The organism is Stenotrophomonas sp. TWI587 (assembly GCF_039674145.1).
Lineage (GTDB): Bacteria > Pseudomonadota > Gammaproteobacteria > Xanthomonadales > Xanthomonadaceae > Stenotrophomonas > Stenotrophomonas maltophilia_AY.
The window spans coordinates 100985-124049 of sequence record NZ_JBDJMW010000002.1; the positions used below are offsets into that span (position 1 = coordinate 100985).

Annotated in this window: 21 protein-coding genes; 11 read left to right on the top strand and 10 right to left on the bottom strand. The window is 67.6% G+C overall.

The window, feature by feature from the left end; translation table 11 throughout:
- Nucleotides 1-5: 5 nt before the first annotated feature.
- From ABE464_RS03555 to ABE464_RS03565, 3 genes are read left to right on the top strand one after another with little or no spacing between them, the layout of a single operon-like run.
- A complete protein-coding gene (locus ABE464_RS03555; RefSeq protein WP_346470769.1) occupies nt 6-2303 on the top strand; it encodes a patatin-like phospholipase family protein in 2298 nt (765 codons plus the stop codon).
- Nucleotides 2304-2351: 48 nt separating this feature from the next.
- Complete coding sequence (locus ABE464_RS03560) at nt 2352-2684, top strand: hypothetical protein (RefSeq protein ID WP_346470770.1); 333 nt, start codon at nt 2352-2354, stop codon at nt 2682-2684.
- Between the two features lie 14 nt (nt 2685-2698).
- Nucleotides 2699-3376 carry an HAD family hydrolase gene (locus tag ABE464_RS03565; RefSeq protein ID WP_346470771.1) on the top strand — a complete coding sequence of 226 codons (678 nt, stop codon included), beginning with the start codon at nt 2699-2701 and terminating at the stop codon, nt 3374-3376.
- 33 nt (nt 3377-3409) lie between these two features.
- Here ABE464_RS03565 and ABE464_RS03570 read toward each other — a convergent pair whose 3' ends face one another.
- On the bottom strand, nt 3410-3949 hold the full coding sequence (locus tag ABE464_RS03570; protein ID WP_346470772.1) for a thioesterase family protein: 540 nt from the start codon (nt 3947-3949) through the stop codon (nt 3410-3412).
- A gap of 81 nt (nt 3950-4030) precedes the next feature.
- Between ABE464_RS03570 and ABE464_RS03575 the strand changes: the two genes are divergently transcribed.
- Nucleotides 4031-4606 carry a TetR/AcrR family transcriptional regulator gene (locus ABE464_RS03575; protein WP_346470773.1) on the top strand — a complete coding sequence of 192 codons (576 nt, stop codon included), beginning with the start codon at nt 4031-4033 and terminating at the stop codon, nt 4604-4606.
- A 79-nt stretch (nt 4607-4685) separates the two neighbouring features.
- Nucleotides 4686-5426, top strand: a complete 741-nt coding sequence (locus ABE464_RS03580) for an SGNH/GDSL hydrolase family protein (protein ID WP_346471119.1) — start codon at nt 4686-4688, stop codon at nt 5424-5426.
- 42 nt (nt 5427-5468) lie between these two features.
- Here ABE464_RS03580 and ABE464_RS03585 read toward each other — a convergent pair whose 3' ends face one another.
- The 5 genes from ABE464_RS03585 to hutI form a co-directional block, all read right to left on the bottom strand.
- Nucleotides 5469-7601, bottom strand: a complete 2133-nt coding sequence (locus tag ABE464_RS03585) for a TonB-dependent receptor (RefSeq protein WP_346470774.1) — start codon at nt 7599-7601, stop codon at nt 5469-5471.
- Nucleotides 7602-7887: 286 nt separating this feature from the next.
- The gene (gene hutU, locus ABE464_RS03590; RefSeq protein ID WP_346470775.1) at nt 7888-9555 is read right to left on the bottom strand and encodes a urocanate hydratase; all 1668 of its coding nucleotides are present in this window, start codon (nt 9553-9555) and stop codon (nt 7888-7890) included.
- Nucleotides 9552-10385 carry an N-formylglutamate deformylase gene (gene hutG / locus ABE464_RS03595; protein WP_346470776.1) on the bottom strand — a complete coding sequence of 278 codons (834 nt, stop codon included), beginning with the start codon at nt 10383-10385 and terminating at the stop codon, nt 9552-9554. Before hutG ends, hutU begins: the two co-directional genes overlap by 4 nt.
- Nucleotides 10382-11923 (bottom strand): histidine ammonia-lyase, encoded by a 1542-nt coding sequence (hutH, locus tag ABE464_RS03600; RefSeq protein ID WP_346470777.1) that lies wholly within the window; start codon nt 11921-11923, stop codon nt 10382-10384. Before hutH ends, hutG begins: the two co-directional genes overlap by 4 nt.
- A 23-nt stretch (nt 11924-11946) precedes the next feature.
- Nucleotides 11947-13146, bottom strand: coding sequence for an imidazolonepropionase (gene hutI / locus ABE464_RS03605; RefSeq protein ID WP_346470778.1), 1200 nt, complete (start codon nt 13144-13146; stop codon nt 11947-11949).
- Between the two features lie 63 nt (nt 13147-13209).
- Here hutI and ABE464_RS03610 point away from each other — a divergent pair, with 63 nt between their 5' ends.
- Nucleotides 13210-14586 carry a formimidoylglutamate deiminase gene (locus tag ABE464_RS03610; RefSeq protein ID WP_346470779.1) on the top strand — a complete coding sequence of 459 codons (1377 nt, stop codon included), beginning with the start codon at nt 13210-13212 and terminating at the stop codon, nt 14584-14586.
- Nucleotides 14587-14613: 27 nt separating this feature from the next.
- A complete protein-coding gene (hutC, locus tag ABE464_RS03615; RefSeq protein WP_346470780.1) occupies nt 14614-15342 on the top strand; it encodes a histidine utilization repressor in 729 nt (242 codons plus the stop codon).
- Nucleotides 15343-15345: 3 nt separating this feature from the next.
- Here hutC and ABE464_RS03620 read toward each other — a convergent pair whose 3' ends face one another.
- The 3 genes from ABE464_RS03620 to ABE464_RS03630 all read right to left on the bottom strand — a co-directional run bounded on the left by ABE464_RS03620 (nt 15346) and on the right by ABE464_RS03630 (nt 17515).
- Complete coding sequence (locus ABE464_RS03620; protein WP_346470781.1) at nt 15346-16380, bottom strand: restriction endonuclease; 1035 nt, start codon at nt 16378-16380, stop codon at nt 15346-15348.
- Nucleotides 16381-16645: 265 nt separating this feature from the next.
- Complete coding sequence (locus ABE464_RS03625; protein WP_346470782.1) at nt 16646-17140, bottom strand: phasin family protein; 495 nt, start codon at nt 17138-17140, stop codon at nt 16646-16648.
- Between the two features lie 99 nt (nt 17141-17239).
- Nucleotides 17240-17515, bottom strand: coding sequence for a polyhydroxyalkanoic acid system family protein (locus ABE464_RS03630; RefSeq protein WP_346470783.1), 276 nt, complete (start codon nt 17513-17515; stop codon nt 17240-17242).
- 121 nt (nt 17516-17636) lie between these two features.
- Here ABE464_RS03630 and ABE464_RS03635 point away from each other — a divergent pair, with 121 nt between their 5' ends.
- From ABE464_RS03635 to aroA, 4 genes are all read left to right on the top strand, one after another.
- A complete protein-coding gene (locus ABE464_RS03635; protein WP_346470784.1) occupies nt 17637-18437 on the top strand; it encodes an FHA domain-containing protein in 801 nt (266 codons plus the stop codon).
- Between the two features lie 124 nt (nt 18438-18561).
- Complete coding sequence (gene serC / locus ABE464_RS03640; RefSeq protein WP_346470785.1) at nt 18562-19647, top strand: 3-phosphoserine/phosphohydroxythreonine transaminase; 1086 nt, start codon at nt 18562-18564, stop codon at nt 19645-19647.
- Between the two features lie 51 nt (nt 19648-19698).
- Nucleotides 19699-20895 carry a prephenate dehydratase gene (gene pheA, locus ABE464_RS03645; RefSeq protein WP_346470786.1) on the top strand — a complete coding sequence of 399 codons (1197 nt, stop codon included), beginning with the start codon at nt 19699-19701 and terminating at the stop codon, nt 20893-20895.
- A 117-nt stretch (nt 20896-21012) separates the two neighbouring features.
- Nucleotides 21013-22326 carry a 3-phosphoshikimate 1-carboxyvinyltransferase gene (gene aroA / locus ABE464_RS03650; protein WP_346470787.1) on the top strand — a complete coding sequence of 438 codons (1314 nt, stop codon included), beginning with the start codon at nt 21013-21015 and terminating at the stop codon, nt 22324-22326.
- 60 nt (nt 22327-22386) lie between these two features.
- Here aroA and ABE464_RS03655 read toward each other — a convergent pair whose 3' ends face one another.
- Nucleotides 22387-22965 carry an energy transducer TonB gene (locus ABE464_RS03655; RefSeq protein WP_346470788.1) on the bottom strand — a complete coding sequence of 193 codons (579 nt, stop codon included), beginning with the start codon at nt 22963-22965 and terminating at the stop codon, nt 22387-22389.
- Nucleotides 22966-23065: the final 100 nt, after the last annotated feature.

The window sequence follows — 23065 nt, forward strand, 5'->3', positions numbered from 1 at the left end:
ATCGAATGCAGCAGACACCACTACAACCCACCGGTACCGGCACGCGGCGTCGGTGCAGCCGCTGGCTGTTCGTCCTGGTAGCGCTGGCGTGCGCCCCGCTCATGGCGGTGGCGCAGACCGCTCCAGCGTCCGTTGATTCCGCACCGCAGGTTCCCGAACGCCCCCGCACCTGCCTGGTCCTCGGCGGTGGCGGTGCCCGCGGCGCGGCCCATATCGGCGTGCTCAAGGTGCTCGAGCGCGAGCGCGTGCCGATCGACTGCATCGTCGGCACCTCGATGGGCGCGGTGGTCGGCGGCCTGTATGCCGCCGGCTACACCGCCGATGAGATCGAGGCGGTGCTGGACCGGATCGACTGGGCCGAGGTGCTGCGTGACAAGCCGCCGCGCGATGAGCGCAGCATGCGCCGCAAGGAAGATGACCTTCGCCTGCTCGGCGGCGTCGAAGTCGGCCTGAGCAACGGCAAGATCGCGTTCCCGCAGGGCCTGATCCAGGGCCAGAAGCTGGAGATGCTGCTGCGGCGCTTGCTGCTGCCGACCTGGCAGGTGCGCGACTTCGACGCGTTGCCGATTCCGTTCCGGGCCATCGCCACCGATATCGTCAGCGGCGAGAAGGTGGTGTTCGGGCAGGGCGACCTGGCCTTGGCCATCCGCGCGAGCATGTCGGTGCCGGGCGTGTTCGCGCCGGTCCGCTATGAGGACCATCTGCTGGTCGATGGCGGGGTAGTCGACAACGTGCCGATCGATGAAGCGCGGCGGCTGGGGGCGCAGCGGCTGATCGTCTCGCGGGTCGGTTCGCCGTTGATGACCGAGGCGCAGCTGGATTCGCCGCTGGCGATCAGCCACCAGATGGCCAGCGTGCTGATGCAGCGTGAAGTACTGGCGCAGCTGGCCACACTCGGCCCGCAGGATCTGCTGATCACACCGCCGCTGGGCGATATGGGCAGCCAGGACTTCAACCGCTCGCCGCAGGCGGTCGGCGTCGGTGAGCAGGCGGCGCAGGCCGAGGTCGCGGCGGTTCGTCGCTTCCAGGTGGACGACACCCGCTACGCCGCGTTCCAGCGCCAGCATCGCCCGCCGGCCTACGAGACGCCGATCGTGGCCTTCATCGATGTGCTGCGCGATAAGACACGTACCGCGCGCTACATCGAGCAACGCCTGAAACCGGAGGTCGGCCAGCCGCTGGCGCCGGACCGCGTGGAGCAGAACGTGGCCACGGCCTACGGCGAAGGCCGCTACCAGCAGGTGCAGTGGCGGCTGGAAGAGCGCGACGGGCAGCAGGGGCTGGTGCTCGCGCCGCAGGACAAGCGGTGGGGGCCGGATTTCCTGCATTTCGCGCTGCGCCTGTCCGATGATTTCGACGGCAGCAGCAACTACCAGCTCATCACCGAGCTGACCCGTACCGGCCTCAGCGAGCAGGGTGCGGAGCTTAAACTGCGTGTGGGGCTGGGCGAAGTCGAAGAGGCCTTCGCCGAGTACTACCGGCCGTTCGGCAGCAGTGGCCGGCATGCGCTGTCCACCTACGCCAAATACCGCGCCACCGATCTGGACCTTGCCCTGATGCGCGGCGGCGCACTCGCCGAGTTCCGTTACAGCCAGTGGCTGGGCGGCGTGCGTTGGGCGTATTCGCCGCATCCGGACTGGGAAATCGCACTGTTCGGCGAGCGCGGCCGTGAGCGCCTGCGCCTGGACGTCGGCAATCCCACCGAGCTGAGCAACTACCGCGCGGACATGGGCAGTGTCGGCTGGCAGCTGCGCCACGATTCGATCGACAGCTCGGCCTTCCCCAGTCGCGGCCAGCGCGTGTCACTGACGCGTCAGCACTATCTCGACGCGCTCGGCACCGACAATTCGGCGGCGGTGACGCGGGTGCAGTGGGATGGGGCATGGGCGCACGGCCATAACCGCTGGCTCGGTGGCCTGCGCGCGTCCTCCGCGCACGGTGGCGATGACCTGCTGGCCACCTACGGCTTCCTGGGTGGGCTGGGCAATCTGTCCGGCTATCCGGAAGAATCCATCTTCGCGCCGCAGACCGCGCTGGCCCGGGTGGTGTATTACCGCCGCGTCGCGCACGCCGATTCGCTGCTGACCATCCCGCTGTATGTCGGCGGCAGTGTGGAGTGGGGCGGATTCTGGCAGCGTCGGGAGGATGTCAGCCTGGATGGCATGCAGACCGCAGGCAGCCTGTTTGTCGGTGCCGATACGTTCCTGGGGCCGGTGTTCCTCGGCTACGGCCGCGCGCAGGGTGGGCACAATTCGTTCTATCTGACCTTTGGCTCACTGCTGCGGACCCTGGATGGGTTCTGACGGGTTCCGCGCTTTATCCTGTGCAGCCATGGTGTTGATGTGATGCCGATGAAATCGATGTTCCTGTCCGTGGTGCTCATGCTGTCTGCCGGCCACGTGAATGCCGCTGATGCGCCGCCGCTGCCCACAGCCTGGACGCAGATCGGCATTACCGTCGGCATGCCGTATGCGCAGGCCAAGGCGCTGCTCATCAAGGCCGGCTGGGTCGCATCCGCACCCGACAACGAGGGCACGCCCGTCTTTGCGGCGCATCCCGAAGTGGATTGCGGGCAGGGCTGGGACGCGATCTGCTCGGCAGGCTTCCATCGCGGAAACGAGGCTTACGGGTTGGTCCTCACACCGACCGATGACGACAACCTGCTGGTGCAGGGCGTCTTCTGAAAGGAGTGACACGGATGTCCAAATCTAGCATCGTAATATTCGACTTCGACTTCGACTTGACGCTCACCCGCTGGGAAACAGCGAGCAGGTTCTTCAAAGGCCTGCTGCGCCGCCAGCCGTGGCGGATCACCGGTGTGGTGCTGGCACTGCCGGTGCTGGCGCCACTCTGGGCACTGCCGCACACACGACGCATGCCGGTACGCTTCGCCGTGTGGATGGCGACGTTCGGGCGCAGCCGCGAGGCGCTGGCCAGGCTTGCCGTGGCGCATGCCGACGAGGTGTTCGCCGGCCCGGCGCCTGTGTTCCTGCCTGAGGGCGTGAAACGCGTGCGTCAGCATCTCGCCGATGGGGATCAGGTCGTTATCGCGACGGGATGCTGGGAGCCGCTGGCACGCGCGCTGCTTGAGCGCGAAGGTCTGCAGCATGTGCCACTGGTGGCCTCCACCTTACGGCCCTGTCTGGGTGGGTGGGTCAGCGAAAACCACTGCATCGGTGAGAACAAGATTCCCATGCTGACCGAGCGCGGCTATCCGCCGCCGTGGCGCATCGCCTACACCGATCATCGCGCGGATCTGCCACTGCTGCGCAACAGCGAGCAGTGGTATCTGATCAGTCCTGACGTGAAGTGCCTGCGCGTGATCGAACAGGCGATGGCGGCCAAAGCAGAGATCCTGTCCTGGCGCGCTACGTGAGCCGCGTCGTGATCTGTGTGACGCAAGACGAGGTCAGTCTTCTTTCATCGCCATCTCGGCGGCAAGCAACGCCTGGGCCGCCTTGCCGAGTTCGGGCGAGGGCACGATCGGCGCGCCAATGGCCTCCATCATCTGATCGGTAGAGACGAAGCGGCGGTGCCGACGGTCGTAGACGCCGGTGATCAGCAGCGCGCGCGTGGCGACTTTCTCTTCCTCGCCGATCAACACGCGCTGTTCCATGATGATGCGCGTGCCGGCCCAGCCGACCATGCGGGTCTCCAGCACGAAACGCTGGAACGGTTTCAGCTCACGCCGGAACTGGATGGTGCCGCCGCTCACGATGGGTGCCCACTTCGAGCGCCAGGCCACGCGGCCCAAGCCCATCCGGAACACCAGGTCCAGGCGACCCAGGTCGAAGATCGTCCAGTAGCGCCCGTTGGTCATGTGCAGGTTGCTGTCGATGTCGTTGGGCAGCACCCGGAAGTTCAGTCGCGACACCGCAAACGGCGCGGCCAGTTTCGGTCTGAATGGGGTGGACAGCAGCAGGAGCAGCAGGCGGAACCAGAGATTCATGAGCGGGCCGTCGTATCTATTACAGTTGTCATAATGCAAATACGCTAGTCTATGACACCTGTCTTAGCAAGGAATCCGGCCATGAGCGCACGCCATTCCGATGCCCCACAACGCGTGGTGGCTGCGGCAGCGGAAATGCTGGCCACGTATGGGCTCAATGCCTCCAGTGTCCGCGAGGTCGCCAAGCGTGCGCAGGCGCCATTCGGGTCCACCTATCACCATTTCCCGGGTGGCAAGCAACAGGTGCTGGCCGAGGCGACCACGTTGGCCGGCGCCAAAGTCGACAGCGTGCTGGCCACTTGCCTGCAGGCCGGTGGTGCCGAGGGGCTGTCGCTGTTTCTGGCGATGTGGCGCGAGCGGTTGATCCGTTCGGACTTCCATGCGGGCTGCCCGGTGCTGGCGGCTGCGGTCGAAGAGCCGATCGATGCGGCGCCCGACGATGCGCAGCGGGCGGCCTCAGTGGTGTTCGCCCGCTGGGAGGCACGGTTGAGTGAGGCGCTGTGCACCGACGCCCGTACGCCCGGCCAGGCGCACGCGCTGGCGACGATGATCATCGCCAGCGTGGAGGGCGCGGTGGCGATGTGCCGGGCGATGCGTGACATCGGCCCGTTCGATCGCGTCGCGCTGCAGCTTGAATCGCTGGTGGCGGATCGCTGAGACTGCTGGCTTGCCCTTTCCGGAGCGCCGCACCGTGCCAGCCTTGACCCGTCCCTTCGCCCTTGCCGCCGGCCTGGTGCTGTGCGCGCTTCACCCACTGGCCCAGGCGCAGGATGGTCCTGCGACCAATCCGCTGTATCTGGTGCCTGCCGACAAGGCGACGCCCGCACAGATCACGGAGATGCAGCAGCGCCTGCTGGACTGGCCGCAGCTGCAGCGCTACCGTGCCGAGAACGCCGCGCTGGCACCCGTTGCGCCCGGGACCAAGCGCGTGGTGTTCTATGGCGATTCGATCACCGAAGGCTGGGGACCGACCGGCAGTGATCGCTTCTTCCCGGGCAAGCCGTACGTCAACCGCGGTATTTCCGGGCAGACCACGGCGCAGATGCTGGTGCGCTTCCAGCAGGACGTCATCGCGCTGAAACCGGCGCTGGTGGTGATCCTCGCGGGCACCAACGACATCGCCGGCAACACCGGGCCGACCACGCAGGCGATGATCGAAGACAACCTGCACGCGATGGTGGAACTGGCCCAGGCGCACAACATCCGCATCGTGCTCGCCTCGGTGCTGCCGGTCAGCGATTACCCGTGGCAGCCGGGCGTGCAGCCCGCCGGCAAAGTGACCGCGCTCAACAAGGCCCTGCGCGCGTATGCCGAGCAACAGGGCGTGGTCTATCTGGACTACCACACGGCCCTGACCAACAAGGACGGCGGCCTGGATCCCGAGCTGGCCAGCGATGGCGTGCATCCCACGCCGGCCGGGTACGCGAAGATGGTGCCGCTGGCCGAGGCTGCCGTCACCAAGGCACTGGCGCGCTGAGACTGGGTTCCAGCCGGCTGGCCCAACCAGGGTGCAACGACGTCAGTCGAAGCGCCAGCGCACCCCGGCATACACACCACGCCCATCACCCGGCGTGGAACGGGCCGCATCCTTGCCTGCATCGTCGTAGCCCGGGGTAACCGTGGCGGCGTAGTGCCGGTCGGTCAGGTTGCGCAGCTCCGCCCAGGCTTGCCAGCGGCCACCGGGGGCGTCGTACCCGATGCGGGTGCCGAAGATGACGTGGCTGTCGGCGGCCAGGCTGTTGGCGTAGTCCACGAACATTTTCGACGCGTACTCGGTGTTGAGTCCTGCGTAGAAGCCGACCGGGTGGTCGTAGCGCAGTTCGGCCTGGTAGTAGTGGCGCGGCAGGCCGGGCAGGCGGTTGCTGCCGAAGCGCGCGTCATCGCGGTAGCGGAAGTCGCTGAAGGTGTAGGCCTGGCGCAACGACAACCGGCCGCCAATGCCCTGCCACAGCGCGCTGTCCAGGCCGGCTTCGATGCCGCGGTGCACGGTCGGGCTGGCATTGGATTCGGCGATGAACAGGTTCGGCACCGGCTGCACTTCCACGGTGAGCAGTTCGTGGTTGAGCCGCGCGTAATAGCCGGTCAGTTCCCAGCGGCCGAGCACGCTGTCGCCGCGCGTACCCAGCTCCAGCGTGGTGGCGGTCTGGTTGTCCAGTTGCACCGGCGCGCGCTGGCGGCCGGTGGAGGCGCCGTTGCCGGCGGCGAAGTACTTGTTCGAGCCCCAGATCATCGACCAGGGGTGGGCCGGTTCCACCGAGCGACTCAGGTTGCCGAACCACTGTGTCTGCAGCGTCTGCTGCCAGGTGAAGCCCAGCCGCGGCGCGTAATCCCATTGGCGCTCGGACAGTTTCTCTACCGTCGCCGGCCATGTGACCTGCACATCGCGGCGGGTGTGGATCAACGCCATGCCGGTCTGCAGGCGCAGCGTTTCGCTCAACGCCAGATCGTTGCCGACGTGCAGCACGCTGTCGGTGCCATGATGCTCAAAGTCGCGGGTGTGCGTGCCGGCGGCGTAGCCGTTGCTGGCAAAGCGCAGGGTCTCGCGCACGTTGGCATCCAGATCGCGGGTCACGCGCAGTCCGATCGTGGTCACGCTGTCATGCCCGAACAACGCGTGCCGGCGGCGGTAGTCCAGCGTGCCGTTGAGGTTGGCGTAATCCAGCTGCTGGCGGTACAGGCTCTCGTTCAAGTCCATCGGGTACTTGTGATACACGAGACCGGCCTGCAGCGATGAATCTTCATCGATCGTGTAGGTAGTGGTGTTGCCGATCCAGGTGCTGCCCGGCTGCGGCCGGCGCGCATCGATGGCCACGTTGGCCGGATTGGCGGCGCGGGGATCGTTGCGGATCTGCGCGCGGGTCAGGCGTCCCGGGGTTTCGTGATCGGTCTCGCGGTAGCGCAGGAAGAAGCGCGTCTCCAGATCCGGCGTGAGCTGCCAGCCGATATTGGCCACCGCACCCTTGCCCTTGCCGGCGGCGTGCTGCTGATAGCCGTCGTACTCGGTGTCGGTGTAGGCGATGAAATAATCGACCGCGTCCTGCACGCCACCCAGGCTGATCCCGCGCTTCTGGTAGCCGCGTGCGCCAGCTTCGTAGTGCAGCTCCAGCCCGGGCGTATCGCGGCCACTGCGGGTGATGTAGTTGATCGCACCGCCCAAGGCCAGCGCGCCGCGCTCGAACCCGTTGGCACCGCGCAGCACCTCCACGCGGCTCAGCCACAGCGGTTCCAGCAGCTCGTACGGCGTGCCACCCGGGCCGGTCAGCGGCAGGCCATCCAGCGAGACCGACAGGCCGGAGGCATGCGCACCCGGCGCGCGGTTGAGGCCCGAGCCGCGGATGGAGACCTTGACGCCTTCATTGCCGGCGCTCTGCGCGCTGATGCCGGGCTGGTAGGCGAGTACATCGGCCGTGCCGGCGACGCGGCCCTGGCCGACCTGCGCCAGATCCACCACGTTGCCTGCACCGGGGACCCGGTCGAGCGCGCGGCGCGCAGCCTGGGTGGCATCGGCGGCGGTGACGTTCACTGCATCCAGCGTGACGGCCTGGCCGGCGGGCGCGGCATGGACGGTACTGGTGGCGGCAAGGCTGGCCAGCAGGGCAGCGGCGAGCAGGGGCGGGGCAGGGGCGATGGAGCGATTCGGGAGGGCAGTCATTCGTGCGCGGTATCAGTGCGGACAGCGCCCACGTCGCCGTGGCACCCTGTCAACTTCATGTGGGGCGCGCAAGTTAACAGGATGTTGCGAGTTCGTCACCCTTGTGGGGCGTATGGGGTGGCAGCGGCCGCCGGCGAAGATCCGATATCGGTAGTGCCGGCCGCTGGCCGGCTCGCCAGGAACTATGCGATTCCATTGCGTGAGACCCAGGATCGCGTGGTTGCCGGCCATGGGCCGTCACTACCTTGAACTGCAGGCCCCGGCACGCGGCCGGGGCCTACCCGCATCAGCCCAGAATCCCAGGCAGATCCAGCCCCTTGTCCTTCGCGCAGTCCACCGCGATCTCATACCCCGCATCGGCATGCCGCATCACGCCCGTGGCCGGATCGTTCCACAGCACGCGCGCGATGCGCTTGGCCGCCGCTTCGGTGCCATCGCAGACGATGACCATGCCCGAATGCTGCGAGAAGCCCATGCCGACGCCGCCGCCATGGTGCAGGGATACCCAGGTGGCGCCGCTGGCGGTATTGAGCAGGGCGTTGAGCAGCGGCCAGTCCGAGACGGCATCGGAGCCGTCCTGCATGGCCTCGGTCTCGCGGTTGGGCGAGGCGACGCTGCCCGAATCCAGGTGATCGCGGCCGATCACCACCGGCGCCTTCAGTTCGCCATTGGCGACCATCTCGTTGAAGGCCAGACCCAGTCGATCACGGTCCCCCAGGCCGACCCAGCAGATGCGCGCGGGCAGGCCCTGGAACTTGATCTTCTCGGCGGCCATGTCCAGCCAGCGGTGCAGGTGCGGGTTGTCCGGGATCAGTTCCTTGACCTTGGCATCGGTCTTGGCGATGTCTTCCGGATCGCCGCTCAGTGCGGCCCAGCGGAACGGGCCGATGCCGCGGCAGAACAGCGGGCGGATGTAGGCGGGCACGAAGCCGGGGAAGTCGAAGGCATCTTCCACGCCCTCTTCCAGCGCCATCTGGCGCAGGTTGTTGCCGTAGTCCACCGTCGGTACGCCGAGCGAGTGGAAGCCGAGCATGGCGCGGATGTGGTTGGCCATCGATTCGCGTGCGGCCGCTTCCACTTCCTTCGGTGCGGAAACGCGCTTGGCGTCCCATTCTTCCACCGTCCAGCCCTGCGGCAGGTAGCCGTTGACCGGGTCGTGCGCGGAGGTCTGGTCGGTCAGCAGGTCCGGCTTCACGCCGCGGATCAGCAGCTCGTCCAGCACGTCGGCAACGTTGCCGAGCAGGCCGACCGAGAGCGGCTTCTTCGCGGTGCAGGAGTTCTCGATCAGGCGCAGGGCTTCGTCGAGGTCGTCGGTCCAGGTGTCCAGATACCCGGTGCGCAGGCGCATCTCGATGCTGCTCTTGCGGCATTCCACCGCCAGGCACGAGGCGCCGGCCATCACCGCGGCCAGCGGCTGCGCGCCGCCCATCCCGCCCAGGCCACCGGTGAACAGCCACTTGCCGGCCAGGCTGCCGTTGTAATGCTGGCGGCCCATTTCCACGAAGGTTTCGTAGGTGCCCTGCACGATGCCCTGTGCGCCGATGTAGATCCAGCTGCCGGCGGTCATCTGGCCGTACATGGCCAGGCCCTTCTTATCCAGCTCGTTGAAGTGGTCCCAGTTGGCCCAGCGCGGCACCAGGTTGGAGTTGGCGATCAGCACGCGTGGGGCATCGGCGTGTGTGCGGAACACGCCGACCGGCTTGCCGGACTGCACCAGCAGGGTCTGGTCATCTTCGAGCCGCTGCAGGGTCTCGATGATCTTGTCGTAGCTCTCCCAGTCGCGCGCGGCGCGGCCGATGCCGCCATAGACCACCAGCTCCTGCGGGCGCTCGGCCACGTCCGGGTGCAGGTTGTTCATCAGCATGCGCAGCGGGGCTTCGGTCAGCCAGCTCTTGCAGGTCAGCGTGGTGCCGGTCGGGGCGAGGATGGTGCGGGTGGAATCGAGACGGGTCATGCAGCACTCCGGGACGTAGCGAAGTCGAGACAGGCATCGAGCACCTGCTGCAGCGTGGCGCGCAGCGGGGCGGCGTGATCGGGATCCAGGGGCGTCGGCCAGCTGTGCTCATCCACGGCCTCGGGCTCGTGCAGGTAGCCGCGGCAGGCCAGTTCCATCTGCAACGTGTGCACGCCGCCGGGGATGTCGCTGTAATGGCGGGTGATGTAGCCGCCCTTGAAGCGGCCATTGCGCACATGGCTCATGCCGCTCATCGCGCAGAGGTTGTCGACCACATCGGTCAGCGCGTTGTCGCAGGTGGTATCGCCATTGGTGCCGAGATTGAACTGCGGTAGCTGGCCATCGAACAGGTGCGGGATGCGCGAGCGGATCGAGTGCGCGTCATACACCACCACGGTACCGTGCGCGGCACGCAGGCGTGCGATCTCCGCGGCAAGAGCATTGTGATAGGGCGCGAACCAGGTATCGCGGCGACGCGCGATCTCGGCCTCGTCGGGGCCGTGCCCATCGCGGTACAGCGGCTGGTTGTCGAAGGTGGTCAGCGGGCACAGACCGGTGGTGTTCTGGCCCGGGTACAGCGAGGTGCCGCTGGGGTCGCGATTGAGGTCGATGACCGAGCGCGATACTGCCGAGCGGATCGTGGTGGCGCCCATCGCCTGCGCGAAGGCGTACAGCTCGTGCACCCACCAGTCGGCGTCGCGGCGGGCCAGCCACGGTGACACGAACTGAGCGGCCAGTGCGTCGGGCAGCTCGGTGCCGGTATGCGGGAAGCTGATGATCAACGGGGCATCGCCGCGGTGGATCTGCAGCCAGTCCGGATGCGTGGTCATGCCAGCGGCTCCAGCGGCGGCAGGATGTCGGCCAGGCCCTCAGCCAGCACGCCACTGCGCACCAGGTCGGTCGCGGCCACCATGTCCGGGTGGAAGTAACGGTCGTCTTCCAGCGTCGGCACCTGCGCGCGCAGGCGCCGGCGTACGGCTTCCAGTGCATCGCTGGAGCGCAGCGGGGCATGGAAATCGCAGCCCTGTGCAGCGGCGAGCAGCTCGATGCCGATCACGTTGGCGGCATTCTCGGCCATCGCCATCAGGCGGCGCGCACCGTGTGCGGCCATCGAGACGTGGTCTTCCTGGTTGGCCGAGGTCGGGATCGAGTCGACGCTGGCCGGGTAGGCGCGCTGCTTGTTTTCCGAGACCAGCGCCGCGGCGGTGACCTGCGGAATCATGAAGCCGGAATTCAAACCGGGCTTCGGGGTGAGGAAGGCCGGCAGCCCGGACAGGGCCGGGTCGACCAGCATCGCGGTACGGCGCTCGCTGATCGAGCCGATCTCGCACACGGCCATCGCCAGCATGTCCGCCGCGAAGGCGACCGGCTCGGCGTGGAAGTTGCCGCCGCTCAGTGCCTCGTTGGTGTCGGTGAACACCAGCGGATTGTCGGAGACGCCGTTGGCTTCGATCGCCAGCGTGGTGGCGGCCTGGCGCATCACATCGAATGCGGCGCCCATCACCTGCGGCTGGCAGCGAAGGCAGTAGGGGTCCTGCACGCGCACGTCGTTGTCGCGGTGCGATTCGCGGATCGCCGAGCCCTGCATCAAGGTGCGCAGCGCGGCGGCGGTGGCAATCTGCCCGCGCTGGCCGCGGATGCTGTGGATGCGCGGGTCGAACGGGGTGTCCGAACCCTTGGCCGCTTCCACCGAGAGCGCGCCGGTGACCAGCGCCGCGCGGAACACGGTATCGATCGCGAACAGGCCGGCCAGCGCGTAGGCGGTGGAGTACTGGGTGCCGTTGAGCAGGGCCAGGCCTTCCTTCGCGCCCAGCACCAGCGGGGCCAGGCCGACCTTGGCCAGCGCCTCGGCGGCCGGCAGGCGCTCGCCCGCCACGAAGGCTTCGCCGACGCCGATCATGACGCTGGCCAGATGCGAAAGCGGCGCCAGATCGCCGGAGGCGCCGACCGAGCCCTGGCACGGAATCACCGGAATGAAGTCGTGCTGCAGGAAGGCTTCCAGCAGGGCCAGCGTCTGCGGGCGGATGCCCGAGGCGCCCTGGGCCAGGCTGGCCAGCTTCAACGCCATCATCAGGCGCACCACGGGTGCGGGCATCGGCTCGCCGACGCCGGCCGCATGCGAGAGCACGATATTGCGCTGCAGGGTTTCCAGGTCGTCGCGCTCGATGCGCACGCTGGCCAGCTTGCCGAAACCGGTATTGATGCCGTACACCGGCGCGCCCTTGGCGACGATGTCGGCCACGGTCTGCGCACTGCGCAGCACGGCCGCGGCCGACGCCGGGTCTAGCCGCACCCGCGCGCCGTCGTGGATCGCGCGCCATTGCGCCAACGTGACGGCGCCGGGGTGCAGGGTCAGGGTAGTGCTCATGAAATCTCCAGACATCACTAGATTCAGACGGGTTGGCCGCGCATCACGCGGGCGTGCAGGGGGTTGAAGCCCATGCGGTAGACAAGGTCGGCAGGCGCCTCGATGTCCCACAGGGCGAGATTGCAGTCCAGGCCGATGGCGAGCCGGCCGATCCGGTCCTGGCGGCCAAGGGCGCGCGCCGCTTCACGGGTGAAGCCGGCGATGCACTCCTCCACCGTCATGCGGAACAGGGTGGCGGCCATGTTCATCGCCAGCAGCGGGCTGGTCAGCGGCGAGGTGCCGGGGTTGGAATCGGTGGCCAGCGCCAGCGGTACGCCGGCGGCGCGCAGGGCGGCGATCGGGGGCAGGTTGGTATCGCGGGTGAAATAGAACGCGCCCGGCAGCAGCACGGCCACGGTGCCGGCGCTGCGCATGGCGGCGATGCCATCGGCGTCGAGGTGTTCGATATGGTCGGCCGACAGTGCGCCGTAACGCGCGGCCAGCGCTGCACCGTGCTGGTTGCTGAGCTGCTCGGCGTGGATCTTGATCGCCAATCCGTGCTGCTGGGCGGCGATGAACACCTGCTCGGCCTGCGCGGCGCTGAAGGCGATGTTCTCGCAGAACACATCCACCGCCTCGGCCAGCCCGGCGGCGGCAACGGCGGGAATCATGACGTTGCAGACCTCGTCGATGTACTCCTGCGCCTGCCGGCCCGGCGGAATTGCATGCGCGCCGAGGAAGGTCGGCACGATCTCGACCGCGCGCTGCCGGCCCAGTTCGCGCGCGACGGTCAGCTGCTTGGTCTCATCGGCGAGGGTCAGCCCGTAACCGGATTTGATCTCGAGCGTGGTGATGCCTTCGGCCAGCATGGCATCCAGCCGGGGCAGGCTGGCGGCGAGCAGATCGGCCTCGCTGGCGGCGCGGGTGGCGCGCACGGTGGAGACGATGCCGCCGCCGGCGCGGGCGATGTCGGCATAGCTCACGCCCTGCAGGCGCTGCTCGAACTCGCCGGCACGGTTGCCGGCATAGACCAGGTGGGTGTGGCAGTCAATCAGGCCGGGGCTGATCCAGCGCCCGGCGCAGTCGATGCGCTGGGCCGGCTGCAGATGCTCGGCCGACCCCGACGCCCCGACATGCACGATGCGGCCATCGGTGGCGGCGATGACGCCATCCTCGATCACGCCCAGGCCCGGGCCATCGACGGTGATCAGGTTGGCGTGGTACCAGAGGGTGTCACAGTGCATGGCAGCAACCACGTCGGTGTATATGTCTATACAATATAGGCGCCTCTTCCGGGATGTCCAGTGATGCCAGCCACCCCCGCACCGATCCTTCGTTTCCATGCCGCCCACGCACTGCTGCCACACGGCTGGGCGCGCGATGTGCGCATCCTCAGCCAGGGCGGCACGCTCCTCGAGGTGACCGAAGGCGCGTCGGCCGAGCCGGGCGATACCCCGCTGGCGATCGCGCTGCCGGGCCTGGGCAACCTGCACAGCCACGCCTTCCAGCGTGGCATGGCCGGGCTGACCGAGATCGGCGGAAACAGCGGCGACAGCTTCTGGAGTTGGCGCGAGTTGATGTACCGCTTCCTGGCGCATCTGCAGCCCGAAGCCATGCAGGCGATCGCTGAGCAGGCCTATGTGGAAATGCTGGAATCCGGCTTCACCCGTGTCGGCGAGTTCCATTACCTGCACCATGGCCCGGACGGCGTGCCGTATGCCAATCGCGCCGAAATGGCCTGGCGCATCGCCGCCGCTGCGCGATCCAGCGGGATCGGACTGACCCTGCTGCCGGTGTTCTACGCCCATGCCGATTTCGGCGGCGCCGCACCGAACCCGGCCCAGCGCCGCCTGATCCACGACGTCGGCGGCTTTGCCGAGTTGCTGCAGGGCTGCACGCGCGCGCTGCAGGACCAGGATGACGCGGTGCTCGGCTTTGCCCCGCACAGCCTGCGCGCGGTGACCGGCGAGGAACTGTCGGCGCTGCTGCCGCTCAACACCGGGCCGGTCCACATCCACATCGCCGAGCAGACCCGCGAGGTCGATGCCTGCATCGCCTGGAGCGGGATGCGCCCGGTGCAATGGCTGTACGAACACGCGCCGGTGGATGCGCGCTGGTGCCTGGTGCACGCCACTCATATCACCGAAACGGAGATGCAGCAGATCGTGGCCAGCCATGCGGTGGCCGGGCTGTGCCCGATCACCGAGGCGAACCTGGGCGACGGTCTGTTCCCGATGCAGGCCTTCGCCCGTGCCGGCGGACGGTTCGGGGTGGGCTCGGATTCCAACGTGCTGATCGACGCGGCCGAAGAGCTGCGCCTGCTCGAGTACGGCCAGCGTCTGCAACTTCGCGGGCGCAATGTGCTGGCCCCGGGCGATGGTCAATCCACCGGCCGCTGGCTGTACGAACAGTCGTTGAGCGGTGCCGCGCAGGCTTTGGGCGTGGCCACCGGCCTGCGCGCCGGCGCACCGGCCGATCTGGTCGAGCTCGATCCGGACCACCCGGCGCTGATCGCCCGCGATGGCGATGCCTTGCTTGACAGCTGGGTGTTCGCCGCACGTAATGGCGCCGTGCGATCGGTGTGGCGCCAAGGGCGCCAGTTGGTCCGTGATGGTCGCCACCCGCAACGCGAGGCGGTGGCCGCACGGTTTGCCGCGGCACTTCGACCGTTGTTGAGGGTCTGATCCGACCCTCCCATGCAGGAATCCAGAGTGACGGGCAAGAAAGCAGCAACCCTCAATCAGCGCATCCGTGCTGATCTGGAAAGCCGCATCCTCAGTGGACAGTGGGAGCCTGGCTTCCGCATCCCCTACGAACACGAACTGATGGAGCAGTACGGCTGCTCGCGGATGACCGTGAACAAGGTGCTGACCGCACTGGCCGAGAGCGGCATGATCGAGCGCCGCCGGCGTGCGGGCTCATTTGTCGCGCGCCAGCCGCCGCACCTGGAACAGGTGGCGCTGGAGATTCCCGACATCGCCATGGCAGTGCAGGCGCGTGGCCATGTCTACGGTTACCAGCTGCTCGAGCGCGCCTACCGGCTGCCGCGTGAGCATGTGGCCGAAGAAACCGCGCTGTCCGGGAGTGAGAAGCTGCTGGCGATCCGCTGCCTGCATCTGGCCGATGGCCGGCCGTTGGCGCTGGAGCACCGCCTGATCAGCCCGGTCGGCGTGCCGGAGGTGCTCGAGGTGGATTTCGAGACCACGGCGCCAGGCAGCTGGCTGCTGCAGAACGTCTCCTGGACGCGCGCCCAGCACCGGATCAGTGCCTGGGGCGCCGATGACGCGGCGGCGTCGCTGCTGCAGGTCAAACCCGGTACCGCCTGCCTGGTCATCGATCGCCTCACCTGGCGCGGCGAGCAGCCGATCACCTGCGTCCGACAGATGTTCCTGGGCGATGCCTACGATCTGGTCGCCCGGTTCTCCCCGGGCGCGCGCTGAGCCTCACAGCGTGGTGCACTGCCGCCAGCGGACCGGCTCATCCACGCCGGGGCGCGGGTTGAGCTGGATGCGGACCGTGCGCAGCGCGGGGTAGCGGGTGACTTCTTCGCAGATCAGCGGCCAGATCGTGTCGATCTCACCGGTACGATTGATCGCCAGCGTCTGCCGGGTCAGCCAGATGCCACTGGCCACCCCGGGGCGGGTCGCCACTTTCCGTGACAGTTCCTGCTGATAACGGTCGAGGGTGGCATTGTCCGGGTTCGCTTCCATCGCAGACGGGGCGGCATCGGCGGCGCGGTTTTCCGCGCTGCCAGGGGCAGCCGGGGCGGGCGTCGCTGCAGCAAGGGGCTGTGTGCCGGCCGTTGCGGGGGCTTCCGCGGCGGCAGGTGCGGCGGCAGCAGGCGCGGCCTCCGCGGTTTCGTCGTCGGCCCACTCCTTTTCCAGCCCGGCGGTCAATGAGCCCAAGCCCACCATCAGGCCCAGCGTCGCCGCGCCGAGCCCGGCGATGGAAATACGCCGGATCGCCTCGCCACGGGCGCCGGCCTCGACCCGATCTTCCATGTCGCCGGGCAGGTAGGGCTTGAGCAGCGGCCACAGCAGCGGACCATCCAGCACCTCGACGCCCTGTTTTTCAGCGGCGATGCGGCCATCGCGCTCGACCTTGCCTTCGGTGATCAGGATGCCGCCGCGGGCACCGGCCAGGCGCGCAGCGGCGCCCAGCTCGTTCACCGCCGCCGTGCCGATCCGGTAGGCACGGCCATGCTTGCAGGACAGCAGCCAGCGTTGCGGGCCATCGTGCATGAGGAAATCGCTGCGAGGTTCGCCGCGGTCGGCAGCCTCGTCGGCCACGTCCTGCAGGCCACGCTGCTCCTGCATGGCGCGCCGCACGATCATCGAGAACTCGCGCCAGTGCATCCCTGCCAAGGCATTCAGGCCAAGCTGGGTCTCCTTCTGCTTCCGTTTGATCAGCCAGAAGTAGGCCGTGGCCAACAACCACACAATGAGGGCCAACAGCAGGGCCAGGATCCAGGAGAGCATGCAGGGGGATATGAACAGGGAAGTGCGATAGACAGTTTATATGCGCCTTTGCACGTCTGCGGCGCGTCGTTTTCGGACTGGCAGGGGGCGGGAGATCACGTCGGTGACGGCCGTCGCACTTTGTGGCGATCCTCGGATCGAGCGCCCACAAAAAACCCGCCAATCCAGAGCCGTGAGGGGAGGGAACAAACGGCGGTGGAAGCGATTGGCGGGTCGGTTTCGATTGTCAACAAAGTTGTGCTGCTTTGCAACAATCGAGGTCAGGTCAGGCGTCCGAGGTCGGCGACTGGTGGGTGCCGGGGGACGGCGCACCCGACGGCGAGGCGTTGCGGGCCTCGGCGCGGTTGACCCGGGTGTTGAGCGCGTCGATCCGGGCATTGAGCGCGGCGACGTCCTCGGCGGTCGGAATGTGCAGGCGCTTGAGTACGCCCTGGACCCGATCATCGAAGGCCTTCTCGACCTTGTCCCAGGTGCCGCTGGCCTTTTCGCGGGCCTCGCCGAGGTGTTCCTCGACATTGTCGCGCCAGCGCGGCGTATCGCCGGTCTGTTCGCGGTTGCGGGCCTCGATGTTCTCGCCTTCCTTGACCAGGTTGTCGAACACACGGCTGCCTTCGGCCTGTGCACGCCCGAAGGCGCCCAGGCCCGCCAGCCAGATCTGCTGGGCCGAATCGGTCAGCTTGCGCGAGAAGCGCTCGGCCTGATCCTGCAGCGAGGGCTTCTCGCCGGGGATGCGATCGTCGAAGTCGTTGGGTGAATTCATGGGGCGATCCCTGTGGGTGGACACCCCTGGATCGTATGCATCGCCGGCTTCAAGCGATGTGATGGCCGGCGCCTGCGGGGCGCCAGGCCGAGCGTCGGTTCAGCCGAGCTTTTCCTTGAGCACACGCTGGATCTCGCTTTCCACCATGCCCTTCATGGCCGACAGCAGGAAGCCGAGCTTGGCGGTGACCTGCACCTGGCCGGGCTGCAGCGCGATCGCGCCATCCACGCCGGAACCGTTGAAGTTCAGCACATCGCCGACCCAGCTCGATTGCAGGCCGAAACGTTCGGACAGTTTGGCGGCGACTTCTTCGATGGCCTTGCGCGCACTTTCAGCGGGCAGGGAATGGGCGTGGCGGATATCAATGCTGGACATGCGGACTCCTGGCGGACAACGGCGCGGATGTGGGCGTGCATTGTGCGCATCCTCAGGCACAACTCCAAGGTCTGCGTCACACTTCTTCTTCCCTGACATTCAACCTGCTAGGCTGCGCCGCGTGCAGAACCTGCTAGTTCACTTTACTCAACACCAACACCCCGACCAGCCACTGCGGCCCGGGGTGCAGCGCATCGTGCGTCATGCGTCGGGCACCGTCCGGCTTGGCGATGACACGCCCGGCACCTTGTTGCTGGCCCAGTTCTGCCTGGACGACCGTGGCCTGTGGCTGCAGGTCGCCAACGGCATCCGCGGCATCCACGTCAACGGCCGCCCGGTGCGGCGGATGGCGCTGCTGCGCGCCGGCGACGCTGTCTACGCCGATGGCGTGGAGATGGTGGTGCAGGGCGATTGCGAGGCCGTCGTCCATGCGCCGCCGCGCAGCGATGATGGCGGCGACGACCAGCGGCTGCTGCGCGGGGTCGGTGGCCAGCACCACGGGCGCAGCTTCACCCTGGATCGCCCGCGCGTGATCGGACGGGGACCGGACGCGGACATCGTCATCGACGACCCTGCCTTCGCCGAACAGCATGCCCGCCTGGAGCAGCACGGGGAGCGCCTGCTGCTGCGCGACCTGGGCGCCGGCGAGTCGACGCGGGTCAATGGCGTCACCGTTCGCCATTGCTGGCTGCAGCCGGGCGACCAGCTGGTCTTCGATGCCCAGCACCGCTTCGTGCTCGAAGTCCCGCACGATGGCCGCAAGCGCATCGTCATCGAAGAAGAGGACGATGGCTTCGAGGCGCGTCAGCGTCCGGAACCGGTCGCCGCGCCCAAGCGCGTGAGCCGCTGGCCGTGGTTGTTGGTCAGTGCGCTGCTGCTCGCGGCGGTGATCAGTGGCCTGCTCTGGTTCGGGGCACGGTAAACCGTGGCTCCGGCTGTCGGCCGGGCCGTGGATAGATTCGTTTGCAACCAAATTCGCCTTGTCCTGCAAGGCCTAAAGGCTGGTGCGCTGCGGCATACTAGGGGTCTTGCCCCATAGGTGTGACATGACGCGCGCGTTCAATTTCAGTGCCGGCCCTGCAACGTTGCCGGAATCGGTCCTGCGCCAGGCGCAGGAAGAGATGTTGGAGTGGAACGGCGCGGGCGCCTCCATTGTCGAAATGAGCCATCGCGGCGCGGAGTTCATGGCCGTCGCCGCCCAGGCCGACGCCGATCTGCGGCGCCTGATCGGCATCCCGGACGACTACGCGGTGCTGTTCCTGGCCGGCGGCGCGACCACCCAGCAGGCCCTGCTCGCACTCAACTTCGCCCAGCCCGGCCAGACCGTGGACTACGTGGTCACCGGCCACTGGGGCAAGACCGCGATCAAGCAGGTCAGCCCGTACGTCACGGTCAACGTCGCCGCCAGCAGCGAGGCCAACGGCTTCCACGACATCCCGGCGCGCGCCAGTTGGCAGCTCTCCGATGACGCGGCCTACGTGCACATCACCGCCAACGAAACCATCCACGGGGTCGAGTTCCGTGACACCCCGGACGTGGGTGACGTGCCGCTGTTCGCCGATTTCAGCTCCTCGATCGCCAGCGAGCCGCTGGATGTCAGCAAGTACGGCGTGATCTATGCCGGCGCACAGAAGAACCTCGGCCCGGTCGGTGTGTCGGTGGTGATCGTGCGCCGCGACCTGCTCGAGCGCAGCGGCCAGCCGCGCGCGGACATCTTCGATTACCGCTCGCACGTCGCCCGCGATTCCATGCTCAACACCCCGCCCACCTGGAACTGGTACCTGGCCGGCCTGGTGTTCCAGTGGATGCTGGCCGAAGGCGGCGTGGAGGAATTCGCGCGCCGCAACGCAGTCAAGTCGGGCCTGATCTACGGGGCGATCGACCAGTCCGGCGGCTTCTACCGCAATGAGGTCCTGCCGGCCGCACGCTCGCGCATGAACATCCCGTTCTTCCTGCCCGACGACACGCTCAATGCGCGTTTCGTCAGTGAATCCAAAGCGGCCGGCCTGCTGGCGCTGAAGGGCCACAAGGCGGTCGGCGGCATCCGTGCCTCGCTGTACAACGCCATGCCGGTGGAGGGCGCGCAGGCGCTGGCCGCCTTCATGCGCGATTTCCAGCAACGCAACGGCTGACGCATTCGTTTTTCCCGGGGCGCTCGCCGCCCCACTGCAATTGGAACCCAGATGGCCACCAAACCCGCCAAGCCCAAGGCTGCCAAGCCGGCACCGACCCCGCCCAAGGCGGCTGCCCCCGCGAAGAAGACCAAGGCCGCCAAGCGCGATGCCGCGCCGGCGGTTGCCGCGCCCGTGCTGTCGGATGTGCGCGCCAAGATCGACCATATCGACCGCAGCATCCAGGCGCTGATCGCCGAGCGCGCCAACTTCGCCCACCAGGTCGGCAAGGCCAAGGGCAAGCTCGCTGCCGCCGTGGATTACTACCGCCCCGAGCGCGAAGCGCAGGTGCTGCGCATGGTGGTGGACCGCAACGAGGGCCCGCTCAGCGATGAAGTGCTGGTCCACGTCTACCGCGAAATCATGTCGGCCTGCCTGGCCCAGCAGGAGCCGCTGAAGATCGGCTACCTCGGCCCGGAAGGCACCTTCAGCCAGCAGGCCGTGCTCAAGCATTTCGGCCGCTCCGCGCTGGGCCTGCCATTGGCCAGCATCGAAGAAGTGTTCCAGGAAGTGGAAGCGGGCAACGCCGATTTCGGCGTGGTGCCGGTGGAAAACTCGGGGCAGGGCACCATCCAGATCACCCTGGACATGTTCCTGACCTCCAACCTGAAGATCTGCGGCGAAGTGGAACTGCGCGTGCAGCAGTACCTGATGTCGCGCAGTGGCCGGCTGGAGGATGTCGAGCGTGTCTACGGCCACCCGCAGTCGTTCATGCAGACCTCCTCGTGGCTGCGGGCCAATCTGCCCAAGGCCGAGAAGGTGCCGGTCTCCAGCAATGCCGAAGGTGCGCGCCGCGCGCGCAATGCCGATGACGCCGCCGCGATCGGTGGCGAAAGTGCGGGGCATGTGTACGGCCTGAAGAAGGTGGTGACCAAGCCGATCCAGAACGATGCGGACAACACCACGCGCTTCCTGGTCATCGGCCGCAACATCTTCCCGACCTCCGGCCACGACCGCACCTCGGTGCTGGTGTTCATCCACGACAAGCCCGGTGCACTGTTCGATGTGCTCAGCCCGTTCGCGCGGCACGGCATCAGCATGAACCGGATCGAGTCGCGCCCCTCGCACAACGCCAAGTGGGAGTACGGCTTCTTCATCGATCTGGCCGGCCATGTCGAGGACGAGGCGATGCAGGCGGCCCTTGCCGAACTCAAAGCCCACTCGGCGCAGATCAAGATCCTCGGCTCCTATCCGGTCGCCGTGCCCTGATCCGATCGGCGTAGCCGCCTCGCGCGCTAAGCCCGGCCCGGCGCCCGTGGGGACGCTGCGGCCCCTCCCGCACACCGTTGCATCGCCGCCGTGGCGGCCCGTCCCATAGGATTTCCGATGACCGCATCTCCGTACTGGATCGCCCACAAGGGCCAGCCCCTGCAGGGCAGCCTGACCATTCCCGGCGACAAGTCCGTCTCGCACCGCTCGGTGATGTTTGCCGCGCTGGCCGATGGCGTGTCGCGCATCGATGGCTTCCTGGAAGGCGAAGACACCCGCGCCACCGCCGCGATTTTCTCGCAGATGGGCGTGCGCATTGAAACGCCGTCGCCCTCGCAGCGCATCGTGCATGGCGTCGGCGTGGATGGCCTGAAGGCGCCGAGCGCCCCGCTGGACTGTGGCAATGCCGGCACCGGCATGCGCCTGCTGGCGGGTCTGCTTGCTGCACAACCGTTCGATTCGGTGATGGTCGGCGATGAGTCGCTGTCGCGCCGCCCGATGCGTCGCGTGACCGGTCCGCTGGCCGAGATGGGCGCGAAGATCGATACCGAGGCCGATGGCACTCCGCCGCTGCGCGTGCATGGCGGCCAGGCGCTGCACGGCATCGCGTTCGCCTCGCCGGTGGCCAGCGCGCAGGTCAAATCCGCCGTGCTGCTGGCCGGGCTGTATGCCGATGGCGAAACCTCCGTCACCGAGCCGCACCCCACCCGCGATTACAGCGAGCGCATGCTGCGCGCGTTCGGCGTGGAGATCGAGTTTTCGCCGGGCAAGGCACGCCTGCGTGGTGGTCAGCGTCTGCGCCCCACCGATATCGTGGTGCCGGCCGATTTCTCCTCGGCGGCGTTCTTCCTGGTGGCGGCGAGCGTCATCCCGGGTTCCGAACTGCGCCTGCGCGCGGTGGGACTCAACCCGCGCCGTACCGGTCTGCTGGCGGCGCTGCGGCTGATGGGTGCGGACATCACTGAAGAAAACCATGCCGAGCAGGGTGGGGAAGCGGTCGCCGATCTGGTGGTGCGATACGCGCCGCTGCACGGTGCCGAAATTCCCGAAGCGCTGGTGCCGGACATGATCGATGAGTTCCCGGCGTTGTTCGTCGCGGCGGCAGCGGCACAGGGCAACACGGTGGTGCGCGGTGCGGCCGAATTGCGGGTCAAGGAATCGGATCGTCTGGCCGCAATGGCGACCGGTCTGCGGACCCTGGGCGTGCAGGTGGATGAAACCGATGATGGCGCCACGATCCACGGCGGCGCCGTGCTGGGCAGCGGCACCATCGAGAGTCACGGCGATCACCGCATCGCGATGGCGTTCGCGATTGCCGGCCAGCTCAGCAGTGGTCAAGTGCGCGTCAATGACATCGCCAACGTGGCGACCTCGTTCCCGGACTTCGATGGCCTGGCGACCGGCGCGGGCTTCGGGCTGCGCGCCGGCTGACCTGACGCAAAAAAGGGAGGCCATCGGCCTCCCTTTTCGTTCCGGCCTCAGCGCATCACGTTAGCGCTCGGTACGGAAATCCACCGGCACGCGCACCACGCTGGCCACGGCACGGCCATTGTTCATGGCCGGCTCGAACTTCCAGTCGCGCACGGTGGTCAGCACGGCGCGATCCAGATCGCGGTCACGCGTACCGGTGCGCTGCACGATGCTCGCATCGGTTACCTGACCGCGGGTATCCACGTTGAGACTGGCCACCACGCTGCCCTGCACGCCGCTACGCAGCGCAGTGCGCGGGTAAGCCGGCTTGGCGTTGCTCGCCAGCGGGCGCGCCTCACGATTACGCACGGCCGGCGTCGCCTTGCGCTGCTCGGCGGCGGGTGCCGCCTGTCGCGCTGCCGGGGCAGGCGCGGTTGCGACGGGGGCGGTCTCTGTGGCCGGCAACATGCGCTGACCCACGGGTGCGTCATTCGTATCGCCCGGGGTGGCATACCGCAGCCACACCAGCGCGGCGGCGAACATCGCCACGATCAACGCCACCCACAACCAAGGCGACGTGCGGCGATTGTGGGGCTCATCGATCACGTCGCGCTGATGCTGCGGCGAGTGGGGCATGTCCGGGGCATGGGTAACACTCATGGCTGACTCCTGGTGTCGATGTGACACCGCCAGTTTTGCCCGTGCACGGTTGTGAATGTGTCAGCGCACCGTCAACGCGACGACTGCATTCCCATCGGGG

What these genes read in the sequence shown, in the direction of transcription:
- hutU (WP_346470775.1), bottom strand. Translation starts at nt 9,555, where the DNA reads ATGACCCGTCTCGATTCCACCCGCACCATCCTCGCCCCGACCGGCACC.
- ABE464_RS03655 (WP_346470788.1), bottom strand. Translation starts at nt 22,965, where the DNA reads ATGAGTGTTACCCATGCCCCGGACATGCCCCACTCGCCGCAGCATCAG.
- ABE464_RS03620 (WP_346470781.1), bottom strand. Translation starts at nt 16,380, where the DNA reads ATGCTCTCCTGGATCCTGGCCCTGCTGTTGGCCCTCATTGTGTGGTTG.
- ABE464_RS03610 (WP_346470779.1), top strand. Translation starts at nt 13,210, where the DNA reads ATGCCAGCCACCCCCGCACCGATCCTTCGTTTCCATGCCGCCCACGCA.
- ABE464_RS03570 (WP_346470772.1), bottom strand. Translation starts at nt 3,949, where the DNA reads ATGAATCTCTGGTTCCGCCTGCTGCTCCTGCTGCTGTCCACCCCATTC.
- serC (WP_346470785.1), top strand. Translation starts at nt 18,562, where the DNA reads ATGACGCGCGCGTTCAATTTCAGTGCCGGCCCTGCAACGTTGCCGGAA.
- pheA (WP_346470786.1), top strand. Translation starts at nt 19,699, where the DNA reads ATGGCCACCAAACCCGCCAAGCCCAAGGCTGCCAAGCCGGCACCGACC.
- ABE464_RS03585 (WP_346470774.1), bottom strand. Translation starts at nt 7,601, where the DNA reads ATGACTGCCCTCCCGAATCGCTCCATCGCCCCTGCCCCGCCCCTGCTC.
- aroA (WP_346470787.1), top strand. Translation starts at nt 21,013, where the DNA reads ATGACCGCATCTCCGTACTGGATCGCCCACAAGGGCCAGCCCCTGCAG.
- hutI (WP_346470778.1), bottom strand. Translation starts at nt 13,146, where the DNA reads ATGCACTGTGACACCCTCTGGTACCACGCCAACCTGATCACCGTCGAT.
- ABE464_RS03565 (WP_346470771.1), top strand. Translation starts at nt 2,699, where the DNA reads ATGTCCAAATCTAGCATCGTAATATTCGACTTCGACTTCGACTTGACG.
- ABE464_RS03555 (WP_346470769.1), top strand. Translation starts at nt 6, where the DNA reads ATGCAGCAGACACCACTACAACCCACCGGTACCGGCACGCGGCGTCGG.
- hutH (WP_346470777.1), bottom strand. Translation starts at nt 11,923, where the DNA reads ATGAGCACTACCCTGACCCTGCACCCCGGCGCCGTCACGTTGGCGCAA.
- ABE464_RS03630 (WP_346470783.1), bottom strand. Translation starts at nt 17,515, where the DNA reads ATGTCCAGCATTGATATCCGCCACGCCCATTCCCTGCCCGCTGAAAGT.
- ABE464_RS03560 (WP_346470770.1), top strand. Translation starts at nt 2,352, where the DNA reads ATGAAATCGATGTTCCTGTCCGTGGTGCTCATGCTGTCTGCCGGCCAC.
- hutG (WP_346470776.1), bottom strand. Translation starts at nt 10,385, where the DNA reads ATGACCACGCATCCGGACTGGCTGCAGATCCACCGCGGCGATGCCCCG.
- ABE464_RS03575 (WP_346470773.1), top strand. Translation starts at nt 4,031, where the DNA reads ATGAGCGCACGCCATTCCGATGCCCCACAACGCGTGGTGGCTGCGGCA.
- ABE464_RS03625 (WP_346470782.1), bottom strand. Translation starts at nt 17,140, where the DNA reads ATGAATTCACCCAACGACTTCGACGATCGCATCCCCGGCGAGAAGCCC.